The organism is Coriobacteriaceae bacterium, assembly GCA_025993015.1.
GTDB lineage: Bacteria > Actinomycetota > Coriobacteriia > Coriobacteriales > Coriobacteriaceae > Collinsella.
In genome coordinates this window covers 1,413,918-1,429,472 of the sequence record DAJPFV010000001.1, presented here as the reverse complement: position 1 = coordinate 1,429,472, position 15,555 = coordinate 1,413,918, and the positions used below count along the sequence as shown (strand labels likewise).

Below are 15,555 nucleotides of genomic sequence, written 5' to 3'. Positions count from 1 at the left end.
TTACTCCTCGTCTTCGGCGTCGTCAGATTTTTTAACGCTAGCACGCTTCTTCTTTTTGGAGAGATCCAGGCCAAAACGTTTAACAAGCATTTCGCAAATCTCGCTCGAACGGGCCTTGAGATAGCTGCCCTTGCCGTTCTCGGCATCGAACTTAAGGCGCAGCGCGAGCTTCTCGGCAACCTCGGCGTCGATCTCGCCCTGGCAAAACTCGTACAGGCAACCGAGCATGTCACGATACTCAAGGTCGCCGTGGTAGCACTGGATGGCCTCATCCAGGATGGGCCAAGCCTCGCGCGAACGCTCGACGCTCGTGGCACCCCACACGCACAGCAGGCGGAAGGCGGCATAGCGCAGCGTGGAGGAGATCTCGTCGAACAGTGCAGTCTCGGCGCCCTCAAAGGCATCGCCCAGCTGCTCGGGGCAGGTGGTGGCGAGCGCCGTCAGGGCATCGAGGGCCTCCCAGCGGGTCTGCGCCTCGGGGCGGTCGAGCGCCTCGATCAGCGCGGGCACGCAGGGCACGACGCGCTGCGGATCGCGCTCGGCCAGCAGATGCAACACGCGGGCGGCAAACTGGCGGATGCGGCGCGTGGGGCAGCCGAGCTCCTTGACCAGACGGTCGACGGCGTTCTCGTTCTCCTCTGCCAGCTGAAGCTGTGCCAGCTCCTCGTCGGTGAGCTGTTCTTCCTTGTTTTCTGCCATAGTTACCTCTTCTTACTATTTCTTAGCGTGCTTGCCAGCACCCTTGCTGTCATCGGTGACCGAGATGAGCTGTCGGTCGGCCGCGCCATTGCGACGCGCACGGCGGCGTTCCTCGGCGTCGCCCGCGTCGGCGGCGGCGCGGTGAGCCTTGTTGACGTTAAAGACCTCGTCGTGCTTGCGCCACGGGCCGACGGACTCGCCAAAACTCATCTTAAGGCCGGCGATAAAGCCGCCGAGCCAGCCGATCGGCGCAAACTGCACCAGCGGGAACAGCGAAAACACCCAGGTCAGCAGGACGACTGCCGCCGCACCTGCAAAATTGGCGATCCAGTAGTCGCGCTTGGTGATCACGCGCTTTTCGCACGCCCACTGGCCGCATAAAAAGCCGATGTAGATCGCAAAGAGAAAGAGCACCAGCGCAAGCACCACGAACGTCCAGCTCATGGTCGCTACTCCTCGTGATGATGGCCGCAGCAGCACTCGTGGCCGGCATCATGGCCGTGGCCGCCGCAGCACTCGTGGTCCTCGCCGTGATGGTGGCCGCAACCGCACTCGTGGTCGTCGCCGTGCTCGCCGCAACCGCAGCCTTCCTCGTGAGCACCGTGCTCCTCGGGACGATACTGCGACCAGTCCAGACCGGCGGCGATGGCGTCGGCCTCCTCCTTGTAGAGTACCGTGATGGCCTGGGTGCCCAGCTTGGCGCCGCCAATGGCGTCGAGCATGTCGTAGAGCGTAAAGGCCACGTCGGCGCCGGGCAGCGCAAGCTCGCGATCGTCGGCATAGGCGAGCGCCAAGCGCAGGTCCTTAATGAAGTGCTCGACCATAAAACCGGGCTTGTAGTCGCCGTCGAGCGCCTTGGGAGCCAGGCTCTCCATGGCGCCGGACTTGCCGGTACCGCCCAGGATCATCTGGCGGGTCTTCTCCAGGTCAAGACCGCTCAGCTCGGCAAATGCCATGGCGTCTGCCATGCCGACCATGCAGGCGCCCAGCGACACCTGGTTGGCGAGTTTGGCAGCCTGGCCCTTGCCGGCGCCATCGAAGCAGCAGATGTTGGCCGCAAAGGTGGCAAGGATGTCGCGGACCGGCGCGATGTCGTTCTCGGTAGCACCCACGATAGCCGTGAGCGAACCGGCGATAGCGCCCGACTCGCCGCCGGTGACGGGGCAGTCAAACGCCATGCGGCCAGAAACCTGGGCGGCCTCGGCAATGTCACGGGCGAGCTCGGGCGAGCTCGTGGTGAGGTCGATCAAGACCGCGCCGGGCTTAGTGCACGCGAGCAGGCCGTCGCCCGCCAGGTAGAGCTCCTCGACCTCGGAGGGATAGCCCACCATGGTAAAGACGACATCGGCGTTCGCCACGGCCTCGGCCGGCGTATCGGCCCAAACAGCGCCGCGCTCGATAAGCGCGGCAGCCTTGGACTTGGTGCGGTTGTTGACCGTGACGGGATAGCCAGCATCCAGGATGTGACCGGCGATGGGGGCACCCATGATTCCGGTGCCGATAAATGCGACGGAGAGCTTGTTTGCCATGAAACCTTTCCTTTTGGGTTGGGTGTTGTTACCAGGTTGAATACTCGATGCCAGCGTTTGGGCAGCGAGCTGGGATCGATTACGGCTGCGTTACTTGCCTACTGACCGCGCACGCGACGGGCGATGCGGTCGGAAAGCGACGCCTTGTCGGCGCGGTTCTTACCCCAAAACGCGCAGGCCACCATGCCGGGGCCCACGTGCGAGCCAATGGTGGGACCCACGGAGCTGCGAATGATCGTGACGTCGGCGCAGCCCTCCTCCTTGCGGATGGCGGCTTCGAGCCAGTCGCCGTCCTTTTCGGCATCGGCCGTCATGATGGCGATGGGCATGGTGCGGTCGGGCACGTAGTTCTCGCGGAACGACTTGAGAATGGACTTGAGCGCCTTCTTGCGGCCGCGGTTGACGCCGATCAGCGACAGCGAGCCGGCAAGGTCGTAGGAGAGCTCGGGCTTGACATCGAGCTTTGCCGTGAGCTGCGCCGCCGCGGGCGGAATGCGGCCGCCGGCAGCCAGCGCGTCAAAGCTCTCGAGCGTAAAGTAGCCGTGGACGTAGGTCTTTGCCTCGTTTGCCCAATCGACCAGCTGCTTGGCGGTCAGTCCCGCCGAACGCTGGCGCACGGCCTCGAGCGCCAAGAGCGCGCCGGTCGCGCAGGGCAGAGCGTTGTCGACCACGTAGAGCTCAAAGTTGGGATACTCGGCGCGCACGGCGTCCGCCGCCTGGCACGCGGAGTTGTAGCTCGACGACAGCGCCGAGGTAAAGCACAGGTAGACCGTGGGAGTACCTTCTTTGGCACACTCGGTAAAGAACTCGATATAGCGACCGAGCGACACGGCGGAGGTAGACACGCGAGCGCCGGCGCGCATGCGGTCGTAGAACTCTTTGGGCGTGATGCTCGACCAGATATCGTCCGTGCGCTCCTCGCCATCGATGATAAAGGGGAAGCCCAAGATATCGACATCGAGGTTCGCGGCGACCTCGGGGCTAAAGTCGCAGCAGGTATCGACGACGATGCGGCAGCGGTCAGAATGGCCGGTAGATGCAGCCTTGTCCATCAAAGCGACTCCTTACGTAAAAAAGGCGACCACCCGCATGGGATGGCCGCCAACCGTTAACTCATGCAAGTTAACGTATTTTACTCGTCAAGTGTTTCGATGCGGGGCTTGATGATGCCATATCCACCATTCTTACGGTGATACACCACATTGATGAGACCAGTCGTCGCGTTCTCGAACACGTAGAAGTCGTGGCCCAGCAGATCGGTCTGCACCAGCGCCTGCTCCTCAGTCATCGGGGTGACATCGATGACCTTCTCGCGGACGAGCAGGTCGTCCTCCTCCTCGGGCAGCAGCAGGTCGGCCAGATCCTCGACGCGCTCGACCGGTGCGACATCCGCGGCGCTGGCACCGCCCTGGCGGTTGTCCACGACCTTGGTCTTGAACTTGCGCAGCTGACGAGTAACCTTATCGGCGGAGAGATCGATGGCGGCATACATATCTGCGCCGTGCTCGGCAACGCGAATCACCGAACCGCGGGCACGAACCGTGACCTCGACGATTGCCGGGTTGGGGTTCGAGGGGTTCTTCTCATAACGAAGCACGACGTCGACTGTCATGGGCTCGATGTCGAAAACCTTGAGCGCCTCGCCGATCTTCTCATCCACATGCGCACGCAGAGCATCGGTTACCGTCGTCTTGCGTCCAGAAACCTTGATATCCATACGTGGCTCCAATCTGCCTCGGGGACTTACTGTACTGGCTATGTACCCATTGCCGTGCATTTAATCACGCGGATTCCTAAAGACCCGAATAACGATTGCTTGATACCGCATACCGAAGTCTCGTACTTTTCCATGGCAAAGTGCGCTATAGGAGGGAGCCGACAGATTTGTATTTGGTCCCGAAAATTGGCTTTGAACTGCTGGTTTTATAGGGATGAAAAAGCCGGGCTCCCCTATTGGGGAAGCCCGGCAGTGCATGTTGAAACCGTGAAGAGGTGCCCTTTCCAACGTATAGGAGACACCACCCCTGGCAATAACTAGCTATTGAGTTTGTTAATGTCATCGTCAGTGATGGTGCCTTCCTGGCTGGACGATTTGTCCTCGGAGGATGCGGTCTCATTGTTGGAATCGAAAGACTCGCTGCCGGAGGACGTGGTCTCACTGGACTCAGAGTCGCCCGGTTGCACGTTAGCGCCCGAAACCGTCTTAGTGGTGAGGTCGTAGGGAATCTGACCGTACCAGACGCAGTGAACCGCCTCGAGCGTACCGTCGACCGTGATGTCGTCGAGGGCATCACTCACGGCACGGCACAGTTCGTCATTGGACGAGAGGCCCGCAACACCAAGCGTCGAGGGCGCCTCGAGCGCACCGACATAGGAGACCTCGCTCATCAGGCGTGCAAGGTAGCCGCCGGCCGTGGAGTCGCAGATCACATAGTCGACCTCGCCGGACTCGAGCGCCTCAAAGCACTCGTTGATGTTGGAGTAGGTCTTTTGGTTGGCGGTAATGCTCTGCTTAGCAAGCGTCTCCTGCGAGGCCGAGGACATCTGGACACCCAGGGTAGACGTGTTAAGGGTATCGGTGGAAACGCTTAGCGACCCACCATCGCTGGTTTTACCGAACACAGAAGCGGCATCGTACAGGCAGGTGCCGAGCGAGCTAACGTCCCCGTCTGTGGAGTTGATCTCGCCGATAAAGATATCAGCCTTTTTGTCGCCGAGCGCGGAACCTGCCGAGGACGCATCGACAAAGGCGACCTTAAGGCCCATGCGGCTTGCGAGGGCGCGGGCGGCGTCAACCGCGTATCCCGTGAGCTCGCCGTCGGCGCCTTGCATGGCCTGCGGCGCATCGGAAGTATCGAGGGCGACCGTCAGGGTTCCGGGAGTGACCAGGGCATCGTCCGACACCGCCGGCGTGACGGTCTCGTACTCGATCTGGTCGATCGTGGGAGTCGTGAACGTAGACAGCGGGTTGAACGCGCATCCGCTCAGGCCCAAAACGGCAATGACCGCTGCGGTCCCAGCACCTAACCGAGCCGCGTGCATCAAGCTGCCCCTCACCATGTCCACTACCCTGCCTTCTGTGTCGTATACAATCCGTGCGTTGCGCGGAATATCAGATTGTTCCCACCAGCTGACCTGGTATTTGACCCCACACTTGCGCACCGGGGTGTTTGCTCGGGAGGCCGCAGCCACCTTCACGACTGACCCGCTCGCCCGCGAGGCGGTATTGCCCCAAAGAAAGTAGAACGGACGGTGCGGCTTACATCTAGGACGCGCCATGATCGCGCCGCGCACACGCGGTCGCTTACGTGGATCCCTTTGACCGCGTCTGTCTTGGACTAGGACGGGCATTTCGTCCGTCCGCAACCACAGCCTGGTAGGAACGAAGCGCATTATAGCTAAGTTCAAGCTAAAGTTTAAGGTTAGGGGCGTCATTCGCATCGCGAGTACAGATTTCGCAGGTCGGAGCGGGCTATTCGTGCCCCTGTGAAGCCCGGAGCTCCCCCTATGGGGAGCTCCGGGGCACCCGTCTCAGGGTGCCGTGTGCAAAAAACGGCAAATATGAGTACTGTTACCAATTTAGTAGCAGAGTATTACCGCCTCACGAGCCCTTTTTGAGTTCCGCACAGCCTGCTTGGCGCCAAGATATTCCACATTCGTTTATTATCTCTTCGCTGAATCCAGATTATCGGCCCAAGTTTCTTTGTTTTTGCTGTCACTAATCTAGTAACAGTACTCATATTTGCCGTTTTTTGCACAGAGCATATAAACAGACCCCCTATAAAGCCATAGTTTTACGCTGGTTTGAGCCCAAAGCACGCTCGGAGCGTATTCAGCAGAGCATCTTGCCTCTTTCGACGAGCCTCTACGCGATTCTGATATCGCTTACCCATACGCTGGTGCAAGCGCCATGCGAGTGCTTCCATCGCTTCCATGTCACAGAGCATTTCGTTGTTGACCGTCGCGACCTCGATTCCCATAGTAATCAAGCCTGTGTTGCGCTTTTCATCATGGATACGTCCCCTCCGGGATGAATGGCCCAGCTCACCGTTGTATTCCAGGTCAAACCGGGCTGCTTCCTGGTACGCATCGCAAACTGCATGCGGCATCCCCGAGATTGCCTGCGCGCGGTCATCGAACTCAATCTTGTAGTCGGTCTTAAAGGGACCGCAGGCAAATCCGCCATAGGAAAACGGAAGCGAAAACAGGGCGAGCATGATGCACTCCATGGGTGAGCGCAGGTTTTCCGAAAGATAGGGACACAGACGCTGCAGCTGTTTGGCCGCGTTCCCCTTGCATACCGCGAGGTAATCTGCCAGACGATCGGGCGTCAACACCGGCTCAACCTCAAAGTAGCCCACATCTGCTGGCTGGTCCTTGTCCTTTGCAAGTTTATTCGTAACAGGCGAGGTGTAGGGAGGCAGATACTTCCCGCGGTCACTCAGCGAAATCTTAGAGCACAGTTCCTGGGCCAGTGCAAACGCCTGGATACAGCCGACCTCGCGGGCGACGGCAACACAAAGGGCCTCGGGAGATAGGCTGTACACCCCCGGTTCCACCTCTAGAATCGAGCCGACAGGCAACCCGGAACACACGGACCAGCCCACGCCAGGCATGCGTCGGCGCTGCGCCGCAGATCCCACCAGCAAGCACAGATCTTCTTGCACCTCGCCGCTTTTGGCTCCAATTCGCACCAGGTCGGGAAGATAGATATCCTCGGTCGAAGGCGATGACGTACACAGCACGCGGCGCTCTTCATCGGGATTGAGGTCCTTCCAGCCGATGTAGCCCATCTGCCGGCGCTCGGCTCGAATCATACGCAACGCCGAGGTGCCCGTCAGGATCACGGAAGCCGCTAGCTGCTCTTTTGTCGGTTTGTTGCACTGCCTGATTGTTACCGCCACACGAATCACCCCTACCAAACGCGTGCGATAGCGAGGCCATCAACGGCCGCGGCACCGGCGCGTTTGAGTTCCGCCGAAGCCGCTGCCATCGTCGCACCCGTGGTGATAACGTCGTCGATAAGCAGCAGGCGGCGGCCCCGCACGTCCTCAACGGTCTCGTACATGCCTCGGGCGCGTTCACGGCGTTCTTCACGACCGAGTTCACGCTGGTCGCCACGGCCGTACTTAACGAGGGCGTCGAGCAGCGGAACACCCGACAGCTCACAAAATGGGCGCGCGATGGCTTCCATATGATCGAAGCCGCGTCGCCGAAACGCCGCCGCCGTCGCGGGCACAAACACCACCGCATCGGCACCGGACAACACACCGCCTAAGCGTTCGGGTGCCGCGACCTGGGCATGTAAGGCGGTATCGTATAGCAGCTCTGCCAGATACGGCGCCAGGCGTCGCTCGCCCGCGTCTTTGTACGCTTTAATGATCCGCGGCAGCGGATGCGTGTAAACGGCACATGCCAGGCACCGGTCGAGAGCTTCGGCCATCGCCGAAGACGCACCCTCGACCGAGCACTCGGTGCACAGCAAGTCTCCAAACGGGGCTCCGCATCGGGTGCAGCTATAACGTGGGTCAATGAGCGCAAGCGCGGCCAGGCAGTCTTGGCAAATAAGCGCGCCGGCGCGCTCGCAGCCAGCACATCGCGTGGGCGACAACGCCTCAAGCGCCCCGTGCGCCGCCTGCTCGGCAAACGGTAACAATTCGTCCGCAAACGGTAGGATGCCAGCACCTTGCAGGCATCCCAACACATTCAAATGTCTCTTCACGACACAACCCTCCCTACGCTCGGTCGCAGGGAGGGTTGTTGATTCAGTGCCATGGTACCCCGACGCGTTTGGGGTCAGGAAGGTTAAATCCGTTTGCGGGCGCTATTCGCCGGTGGGCGGTTGCGGTGCGGACGAGTTTTGGGTCGAGCCCTCACCACCATCTTGACGCGGCTTGCGGGAACGACGACGGCGACGGCGCTTCTGGCCCTGATCAGCCGAACCCTCGCCACCACAATCTTCGCGCGGCTCGCGTTCGTCACGAGCAGCGCCACGCACGGCCTTGGCGGCCGCCCCTCCGCCATCTCCGGGGCGACGGCGCGTGACCTTGACCTCGCCATCCGAGACCTGATCGGCCACGGAGGGCACCGAGGGCTTTTGCTGCGTGCCCGAGGAATGGCGACGACGCGGACGCGGGGCGCGATCGTCATCGTTGCGCTGCTTGCCACCCTTGTCGGCAGGCGTATCAGAACCCGAACCACCCTTGGGGGCGGCACCGGCTTCGCGAGCGGCTGCGGCGCGGAAGGCGTCCTCGCGTTCCTCGCTCGACAAATGGCGACGGCGACGGCGCGTGGGATTCATGCCACCGCCGCGGTTTTGCTGCTGAGGCTGCTGAGCCTCGCGCTCGCGGGAGGAGTTCTTGCCTGCGGGAGCGGTCTCGCCGGCATCGACCGAACCCGAGCGCTTGCGGCGGCGACGTCCAACGGCAGCCTCCTCAGCCTCGGGTACCTCGGCCTTGCCGCGACCCTTACCGCGGCCGCGACCCTCGCCTTGGCTCTGACCGGCACGAGTATCGGCGTCCGCATCGCGACGGCGGCGCTTGGGCATCGTCGTCCCCGCCAGACGGTCGGCGCTCGACAGGCCATCGCCCACGTCGACGCCGTTCTCGCGGTCGAGCTCCATAAGCGCCAGGCGCATCTCGGGCGACTCGATGCGCTCGAGCACATCGCGCGTCACGCAGTCGGGGCGGCAGTTGCAGCCCTGCTCGGCGGCCTTCTTTTTGCAGCCCTCAGAGCAGGTCATGTCGGCCAGGTTGACCTTAAAGACTTTGCCGTTCTCCAGGCGCAACACCAGCTGCTCACGCGGCGTGTCATATTCCTGGATGCGCGCCTTGCCAAGCGGCGTATCGATAAGCGTCTTCTTTTTGGGCGCGCGGCTCTTAAAGTCCTTGTACGCCTCGAACTCGTAGCGCAGGCAGCACATCAGGCGACCGCAGACGCCGCTAATTTTGGACGAGTTGAGCGGCAGGTCCTGCTCTTTTGCCATGCGGATCGAAACCGGCTCAAACTGTCCGCCAAAGCGCGTGCAGCAGAGCTCCTGACCGCACTGGGCATAGCCACCCACCAGGCGGGTCTCGTCACGCACGCCGATCTGGCGCATGTCGACGCGAATGTGCAGCGTCGAGGACAGGTCCTTGACGAGCTGACGGAAATCGACGCGCTCCTCGGCGGCAAAGTAGAACACAGCCTTCTCGCCGCCGAACAGGTACTCGACGCCGACCGGCTTCATCTCGAGGTCGAGCTCCTTGACCAGGCGGCGGAAGTCGACCATGGCCTCATCGCCCTGGATGGCCAGGTCGTCGGCAAGCTGCAGGTCGATGTCGCTCGCCACGCGCAACACGGGCTTGAGCGGCTGACCGATCTCGTCTTGCGGCACCTCGAAGGGGTCGGCCGTGACCAGGCCGATCTCGGTTCCGCGCTCGGTGGAGCAGATGGCATAATCGGCCTCGAGGATATCCAGATCCTGTGGGTCGAACCACAGGTCGCGCGAGGCGTAGGTAAACTTAACGGGTACGACTAACGGCATTTCAGTGCCTTCCTGATATCGAACAGCATGACCTCGATGGCCAGCTGGGGAGTAACGTTTCTGGCGATGTTGCGCTCAGCGGTGGCAACCGCCTCGAGCGCCTGGGTGGCACCCGCAACATTCGTCGCCGCGGCAAGCCGCCCGATCGTGTCGCGCACGTCCTCGTTCACAACGTCTGCCGCCTCATCCTGAAGCGTCAGCAGCACGTCGCGCATGAGCGTCCGCGCGCTCGCCAGCGCTTCCATGATACCCGAACGCTCGCGCGCGTTGAGTTCGCGCTTGTTGCGGTCCTCAAGCTGCTTCAATGCTCCACGCGACAGGTAGTCGGCATTTTGCTCGAGCACCTTTTCCTGCGTGGACTTGACCTCGGCGAGCGGCGCCTTGACGGCGACGATGAGCGACTTGGCGCGACTGAGCACATCGGCCTCGTCGGCGGCGATGAGCGAGTCGATGGCACGGACCATCTGGCGACGGGCGTCCTGGCGCTCGGCGCTCTTGAGGAACTCGATACCACGCGTAGGGCTTCCCGCCACGGCGACGGCCATGCGACAACGCGCGATATCCTGGCCCGTCGCGCGGCTCACGGCCTGCGCGGCCACAGTGGGCGACACCAGCCGAAACGGCACGCACTGGCAGCGGCTCACAATGGTGGGCAGCATCACGTCGGCCGAGGTGCCCAACAGGATGAACATGACGCCCTCGGGCGGTTCCTCGAGCGTTTTGAGCAGCGCGTTGGCGGTGTTGGCGCGCAGCTGCTCGGCACGGTCGATGATGTAGACCTTTGCCTTGGCGCGGATGGGCGCCAGGGGCACGTCGTCGAGCAGCTCGCGGGTCTGCGCGATGAGGTAGCCCGTAGCACTTTCGGGCGTGTAATAGTGCACGTCGGGATGCGTATGGCGGGCGACGCGCACGCAGCTGTCGCACGAGCCACAGCCGTCCCGCTCGCACAGGAATGCCTGGGCAAGCGCCCATGCGGCGTCAAGCTTACCGGCGCCGGGCGCGCCCAAGAACAGGTAGGCGTGCGATGCGCGGCCGCTTGCGATGGCGTTGGTCAAAAAGTCGCGCACGCGCTGTTGGGTGTCGAGCTTGGCCAGCAGGCTTGTCTGCGCGGGGGCCATGTTACTCAGCCTCCTGGGCGAGCGCAGCGGCGACGGCATCCTGGGGGATATCGAAACCGTGCGCGCGAACCAGCTCGACCGTTTGCGTGAAGACGTCTGCGATCGACGCGGTGGCGTCGATGAGCTTTACGCGGTCTGGCTCCTCGGCAGCAATGGCACAAAATCCCTGATAGACGCGCTCCTGGAAGGCCATGCCCTTTGCCTCCATGCGATCGGCCGCACCACGGGCGGCCATGCGCAGCGCCGCCTGCTCGGGCGTGATGTGATAGACGAGCGTGAGCGCCGGATGCGCACCGACGACAGCCAGGTTGTTGGCATCGCGCACCATCTGACGGTCAAGGCCATCGGCAAACGCCTGGTAGCAGGTCGTGGAATCGTAGAAACGGTCGCACAGGACCACCTTGCCGGCAGCGAGGGCGGGAGCTATGACCTCGTGCACCAGCTGGGCACGCGCGGCCTCGTAGAGCAGCAGCTCGCAGGTGTCGCCCATCGCCGTATTGGCGGGGTCGAGCAGCAGGGCGCGGATCTTTTCGCTGATGGCGGTGCCGCCCGGCTCGCGCAGAGTTACGACCTGATAGCCAGCGAGGTCGAGCGCGCGGGCCAGCAGGCGCGCCTGCGTGGACTTGCCGGCGCCGTCGACGCCCTCGAGCGTGATAAAGCTATGTTGAGCGGGCTCAAAAGCCATGGGCGCAGCCCCTTCCTACAAGGCGCGAAAATGCAAGTTATAGCAACCAAGCCATGATACCCCAGTGCTCGGCGCGTCCCCAATGGCTAAAGGCGCCTTTCCAAAGTTGCGGTGAAATAGGGACTGATTGAAGCCCTGAGACCGCCAAACAGTCCCTATTTCACCGCAACTTATGATGGGGAATTTTGAACGCTGGGTATAATCGTCGTATTGCATTGAAATGTGGCGAAAGGAGTGGCAATGTCTCGGTATTGTGCCTCGTGCGGCAAGCTTCTTGCAGATGATGCCAAGTTCTGCACTTCGTGCGGTGCACCCGTTGAGCAGACAACCGCAAGCAATGGCCAACCCGCGTTTGAGCAAACCGGCTCCCTCGATACGCCGCAAGCTAAGCCGGACGACCCCCTCGCCTATCGCCCCGACCCCGCCGCCGGTCCCGCGGCGGTCGAAACGACGCAGCGCATACCCGTCGCGGATACCCCGCCCCAACAGCAACCGGCGTCTGCGTACGCGTCTGATTCACCGCAGGCCCCCGCCGCAAAAAAGAGTGCTACCAGGGCGCTTGTCGCCGTTATCGTTGTGCTGGTGGCAATCATCATCGCCCTGGTCATTTTCTTTGTGATCAAGCCGTTCGACAACGCTGCCACGCAGACGACTGCCGAGGTTACCAAGCTGCACCATGATGTCGACTCCGACGACCTTAAGCCCCTCGGCGACCTCAATAGCCTTTACGACGATGACGACGACGATGATGATGACGGCGAAGCAACCCTCTCCGAGCAAAACCTCTACCGTCGCCTGAGCGAATACTACGACCTGCTCGAAGATCTCGATAGCCGGGTCCGTGCCTGCGCAGAGGCGTTCAATGGCGGTTATCTGGAAGAGGACCGTACCACCCGTCAAAATCTCGCTGATGTCGCCGAGCGCACGGAAGACACCATCGAACAGTACTACGATATCGTCGAGGACCTGGACGTCCCCATGAGCTCTAAGAACTACAGCTCCTGGAAAGACATCGTTGCCCTGTATGACGACCTGGACCACCGCATCGACGCGATCTGCGATGCCTGGGAGATCAGCCTAAAGTACGCAAAGCCCGCGGACCATAAGGACGAAATCGTGGCGCCGCTGGCAGGCGACAACGAGCCGGGAACCAACAGCAACAAGTACCGTCAGGACTTTGAGGACCGCTACCCCGGCGCCGCACCCGTCGAAGTGAAGTGATCCCAACAACTGATCAAAACTTGCGGTGAAATAGGGATTAATTAGGCCTTTTACCAGCAAAAACAGTCCCTATTTCACCGCAACTTAGAAGTGGGGCCGGGCGCGCATTTGCATTTGCGCGCCCGGCCCCGCCGTGTCTATATGTGCTCGGTTACTTGTCGGCAGCGGTCTTTTTGGTAGTCGACTTCTTGGCCGTCGTCTTTTTGGCGGTCGTCTTCTTGGCAGCAGTCTTCTTTGCCGCCGTCGTCTTCTTGGCCGCGGTCGTCTTCTTCGCCGTGCTCGCCTTGGTCGTGGTCTTGCGGCCGCGGGCGGGCTTCTTCTCCTTGGTCGGGCAGTCCATGTTCACGCAGATGCGCCACGGGCCGCGCGCCGTGTTGACCACCACGATGGGGGCGCCGCACTCGGGGCAGGTCTCGCCCGTCGCCTCGAGCTTGCCACGCGCCGGCAGCGGATAGCTCACGCCGCAGTCATCGTAGTTGGTGCAGCGGATAAAGCGCTTGCCGCTCTTTTCGCTCTTGTGCGCGATCAGGTCGCCATGGCGTCCTGCCTCGGCGCACACCTTGCACTCGCCCACCTTAAGGTCGGGCTCGTAGTTGGTGGGGCACGTCGGGTTCACGCAGATCTCGAAAGCCTTCTGGCGGAACGGCTGGCACTTAATGCGCGGCGCGCCACACTCGGGGCACACGGCCGCCTCGCCCTCGAGCGGGCTTACCTTGACGCCGCTCGGCACCGGATAGGTCACGTCGCAGTCGGGCCAGCCCATGCAGCCGATAAAGCTGCCGCGGGTCTTGGCACTCGTCTTCATAACCAGGTCCTTGCCGCACTTGGGGCAAGCGCCCACGCGCGCATCGGCCGTGACGGCGTCGCTGATGGCGTCGCCCAGCTCCTGCGTGTGCTTGAGCAGCTCGTCGAGCACGCCGGCCAGCAGCGCGCGCGAGTGCGTCACGACATGCTCTTCGGTATCCTCGCCGCGCTCCACACGGGTCATGTCGCCATCGAGCTCGCTGGTCATATCGGGGCTCGTGATGCGCGGGGCAAACTGCGTCAGCGCGTCGATGATGGCAATGCCCAGCTGGCTCGGCTCCACGGGATCGTTTTTGAGATAGCGCACGGCATATAGGCGCTCGATGATGCTCGCGCGCGTGGACTTGGTGCCCAGGCCGCGCTTTTCCATCTCCTGCACAAGCTTGCCCTGGCTGTAGCGCGCGGGCGGCTCGGTCTGCTTGGCCTCGAGTTTAATGTCGAACACGTCGACCGTATCGCCCTGCTCCAGCGGCGGCATCTGCTCGTCGCGCTTAAGTCCATACGGATACGCCTCGCGGAAACCCGGGGTCACGAGCACATCGCCCGAAGCCACGAACGGCTCACCGTTCACGTCGAGCTCGAGCTTGGTGTTCTCGATGGTCGCGGGACCCATAAGCGTCGCCAGGAAGCGACGGGCAATGAGGTCGTAGAGCTTGCGCTGGCCGCCATCGAGCGTGGACGGGTCGCCTTCGCCCGTAGGGTAGATCGGCGGGTGGTCGGTGGTCTCGACCTTGCCGCGCGTGGGCTTCATGGGGCCAGCGAGCACCTTTTTGCACACGGGCGCCAGCGCCGGGTTAATCTTTGCCAGGTCACTCACCACGGCGCCCAAATCGAGCGTCGCGGGATACACGGTGTTGTCGACACGCGGGTAGCTGATAAGGCCCGCCATGTAGAGGGACTCGGCGATGCGCATGGTACGCGCAGGCGAGATGCCCTCGGCAGCGGCGGCGGCCTGCAGCGAGGTGGTCGCAAACGGCGTGGGCGGCTGCTGCTTGCGGGAGCGCTTGGTCACCGCGGCAACGGTTGCCGTCGCGACGCCGTCAACATGGCCGTACGCCGTCTCAGCAGCATCCTTGTCGGTAAAGCGCGCCGTCTTGTGCGCGATCTTAAAGCGGTCATCCTCGGCAGCACCCTGTGCGGCGCCCATGCCGCGGATCTGCCAATAGTCCTCGGGCACAAACGCCATGCGCTCGCGCTCGCGCTCGACCACTAGGGCAAGCGTCGGCGTCTGCACGCGGCCGGCGGAACGCACGTTGCCAAAGCCGCCAAACTTGGCGAGCGTCAGGTAGCGCGTGAGCACCGCACCCCAAATGAGGTCGATGTGCTGACGGCTCTCGCCGGCATCGGCCAGGTTCTGGTCGAGCGAGACGAGATTATCGAAGGCCTGCGTGATCTCGGCCTTGGTAAACGAAGAATACTGGGCGCGGGCGACCGGCAAGTCGGGCGCCACCTCGCGCACCTTGTTGAGGGCGTCCGAACCAATCAGCTCGCCCTCGCGATCGAAGTCCGTGGCGATGATGACGCTGTCGGACTTTTTGGCGAGGTTCTTAAGCGAGCGGATGAGTTCCTTCTCGGCCGGCAGCTTAATGACGGGTGCCCAGGTGAGATACGGCAGACTCTCGAGCTTCCAGCCCTTGATGGAGATGCCGTCGGCAAGAAACGGCTTGCGCTTGGTGTCGTAGGGCGGGCGTGCCAGGCCATCGGGCATGTCGGCCGGTAGCATCTCGCCGTCCTCGGTAACCGAATACCAGCCCAGCTTTTTATCGAACAGCACGCTGTCGCAAAAATCGGGCGCAAGGATGTGACCGGCAAGACCGATCGTCACGCACTCCTCGCCCTTCCACTCAAAACGGTAGATGGCGGTGTTGTACACCTTGTCCTTTTTGGGTTTACCCGTGGACAGACGCTCGGCGATCTGACGCGCAGCGTCGTTTTTCTCGGCGATGATGAGCTTCAAAAGAGGCTCCTATCTCG

The 15,555-nt window shown here is 62.2% G+C and carries 13 protein-coding genes; 1 reads left to right on the top strand and 12 read right to left on the bottom strand.

Going from position 1 to position 15,555, the window contains the following annotated elements; translation table 11 throughout:
• The 11 genes from OIL77_06085 to tmk form a co-directional block, all read right to left on the bottom strand.
• Positions 1-699, bottom strand: coding sequence for a hypothetical protein (locus tag OIL77_06085; protein HJI44971.1), 699 nt, complete (start codon positions 697-699; stop codon positions 1-3).
• A gap of 15 nt (positions 700-714) precedes the next feature.
• The gene (locus OIL77_06080; protein HJI44970.1) at positions 715-1,143 is read right to left on the bottom strand and encodes a hypothetical protein; all 429 of its coding nucleotides are present in this window, start codon (positions 1,141-1,143) and stop codon (positions 715-717) included.
• A 5-nt stretch (positions 1,144-1,148) separates the two neighbouring features.
• Positions 1,149-2,228 carry an NAD(P)-binding domain-containing protein gene (locus OIL77_06075; protein HJI44969.1) on the bottom strand — a complete coding sequence of 360 codons (1,080 nt, stop codon included), beginning with the start codon at positions 2,226-2,228 and terminating at the stop codon, positions 1,149-1,151.
• A 98-nt stretch (positions 2,229-2,326) separates the two neighbouring features.
• Positions 2,327-3,280, bottom strand: a complete 954-nt coding sequence (locus OIL77_06070) for a DegV family protein (GenBank protein HJI44968.1) — start codon at positions 3,278-3,280, stop codon at positions 2,327-2,329.
• 80 nt (positions 3,281-3,360) lie between these two features.
• Positions 3,361-3,945 (bottom strand): ribosome-associated translation inhibitor RaiA, encoded by a 585-nt coding sequence (gene raiA / locus OIL77_06065; GenBank protein ID HJI44967.1) that lies wholly within the window; start codon positions 3,943-3,945, stop codon positions 3,361-3,363.
• A 317-nt stretch (positions 3,946-4,262) separates the two neighbouring features.
• The gene (locus OIL77_06060) at positions 4,263-5,270 is read right to left on the bottom strand and encodes a transporter substrate-binding domain-containing protein (protein ID HJI44966.1); all 1,008 of its coding nucleotides are present in this window, start codon (positions 5,268-5,270) and stop codon (positions 4,263-4,265) included.
• A 752-nt stretch (positions 5,271-6,022) separates the two neighbouring features.
• On the bottom strand, positions 6,023-7,132 hold the full coding sequence (locus OIL77_06055; GenBank protein ID HJI44965.1) for a hypothetical protein: 1,110 nt from the start codon (positions 7,130-7,132) through the stop codon (positions 6,023-6,025).
• A gap of 11 nt (positions 7,133-7,143) precedes the next feature.
• Positions 7,144-7,950, bottom strand: a complete 807-nt coding sequence (locus OIL77_06050; protein ID HJI44964.1) for a phosphoribosyltransferase family protein — start codon at positions 7,948-7,950, stop codon at positions 7,144-7,146.
• Between the two features lie 102 nt (positions 7,951-8,052).
• Complete coding sequence (ricT, locus tag OIL77_06045; protein ID HJI44963.1) at positions 8,053-9,753, bottom strand: regulatory iron-sulfur-containing complex subunit RicT; 1,701 nt, start codon at positions 9,751-9,753, stop codon at positions 8,053-8,055.
• Positions 9,744-10,871, bottom strand: coding sequence for a DNA polymerase III subunit delta' (locus OIL77_06040; protein HJI44962.1), 1,128 nt, complete (start codon positions 10,869-10,871; stop codon positions 9,744-9,746). The genes ricT and OIL77_06040 overlap by 10 nt, the downstream gene beginning before the upstream one ends.
• Before the next feature lies 1 nt (position 10,872).
• Positions 10,873-11,556, bottom strand: coding sequence for a dTMP kinase (gene tmk, locus OIL77_06035; protein ID HJI44961.1), 684 nt, complete (start codon positions 11,554-11,556; stop codon positions 10,873-10,875).
• A 240-nt stretch (positions 11,557-11,796) separates the two neighbouring features.
• On the opposite strand from tmk, the gene OIL77_06030 reads away from it, so the two are divergent.
• Positions 11,797-12,777 (top strand): zinc-ribbon domain-containing protein, encoded by a 981-nt coding sequence (locus OIL77_06030; protein HJI44960.1) that lies wholly within the window; start codon positions 11,797-11,799, stop codon positions 12,775-12,777.
• Between the two features lie 151 nt (positions 12,778-12,928).
• Here OIL77_06030 and OIL77_06025 read toward each other — a convergent pair whose 3' ends face one another.
• The gene (locus OIL77_06025) at positions 12,929-15,538 is read right to left on the bottom strand and encodes a DNA topoisomerase I (protein ID HJI44959.1); all 2,610 of its coding nucleotides are present in this window, start codon (positions 15,536-15,538) and stop codon (positions 12,929-12,931) included.
• Between the last annotated feature and the right edge of the window lie 17 nt (positions 15,539-15,555).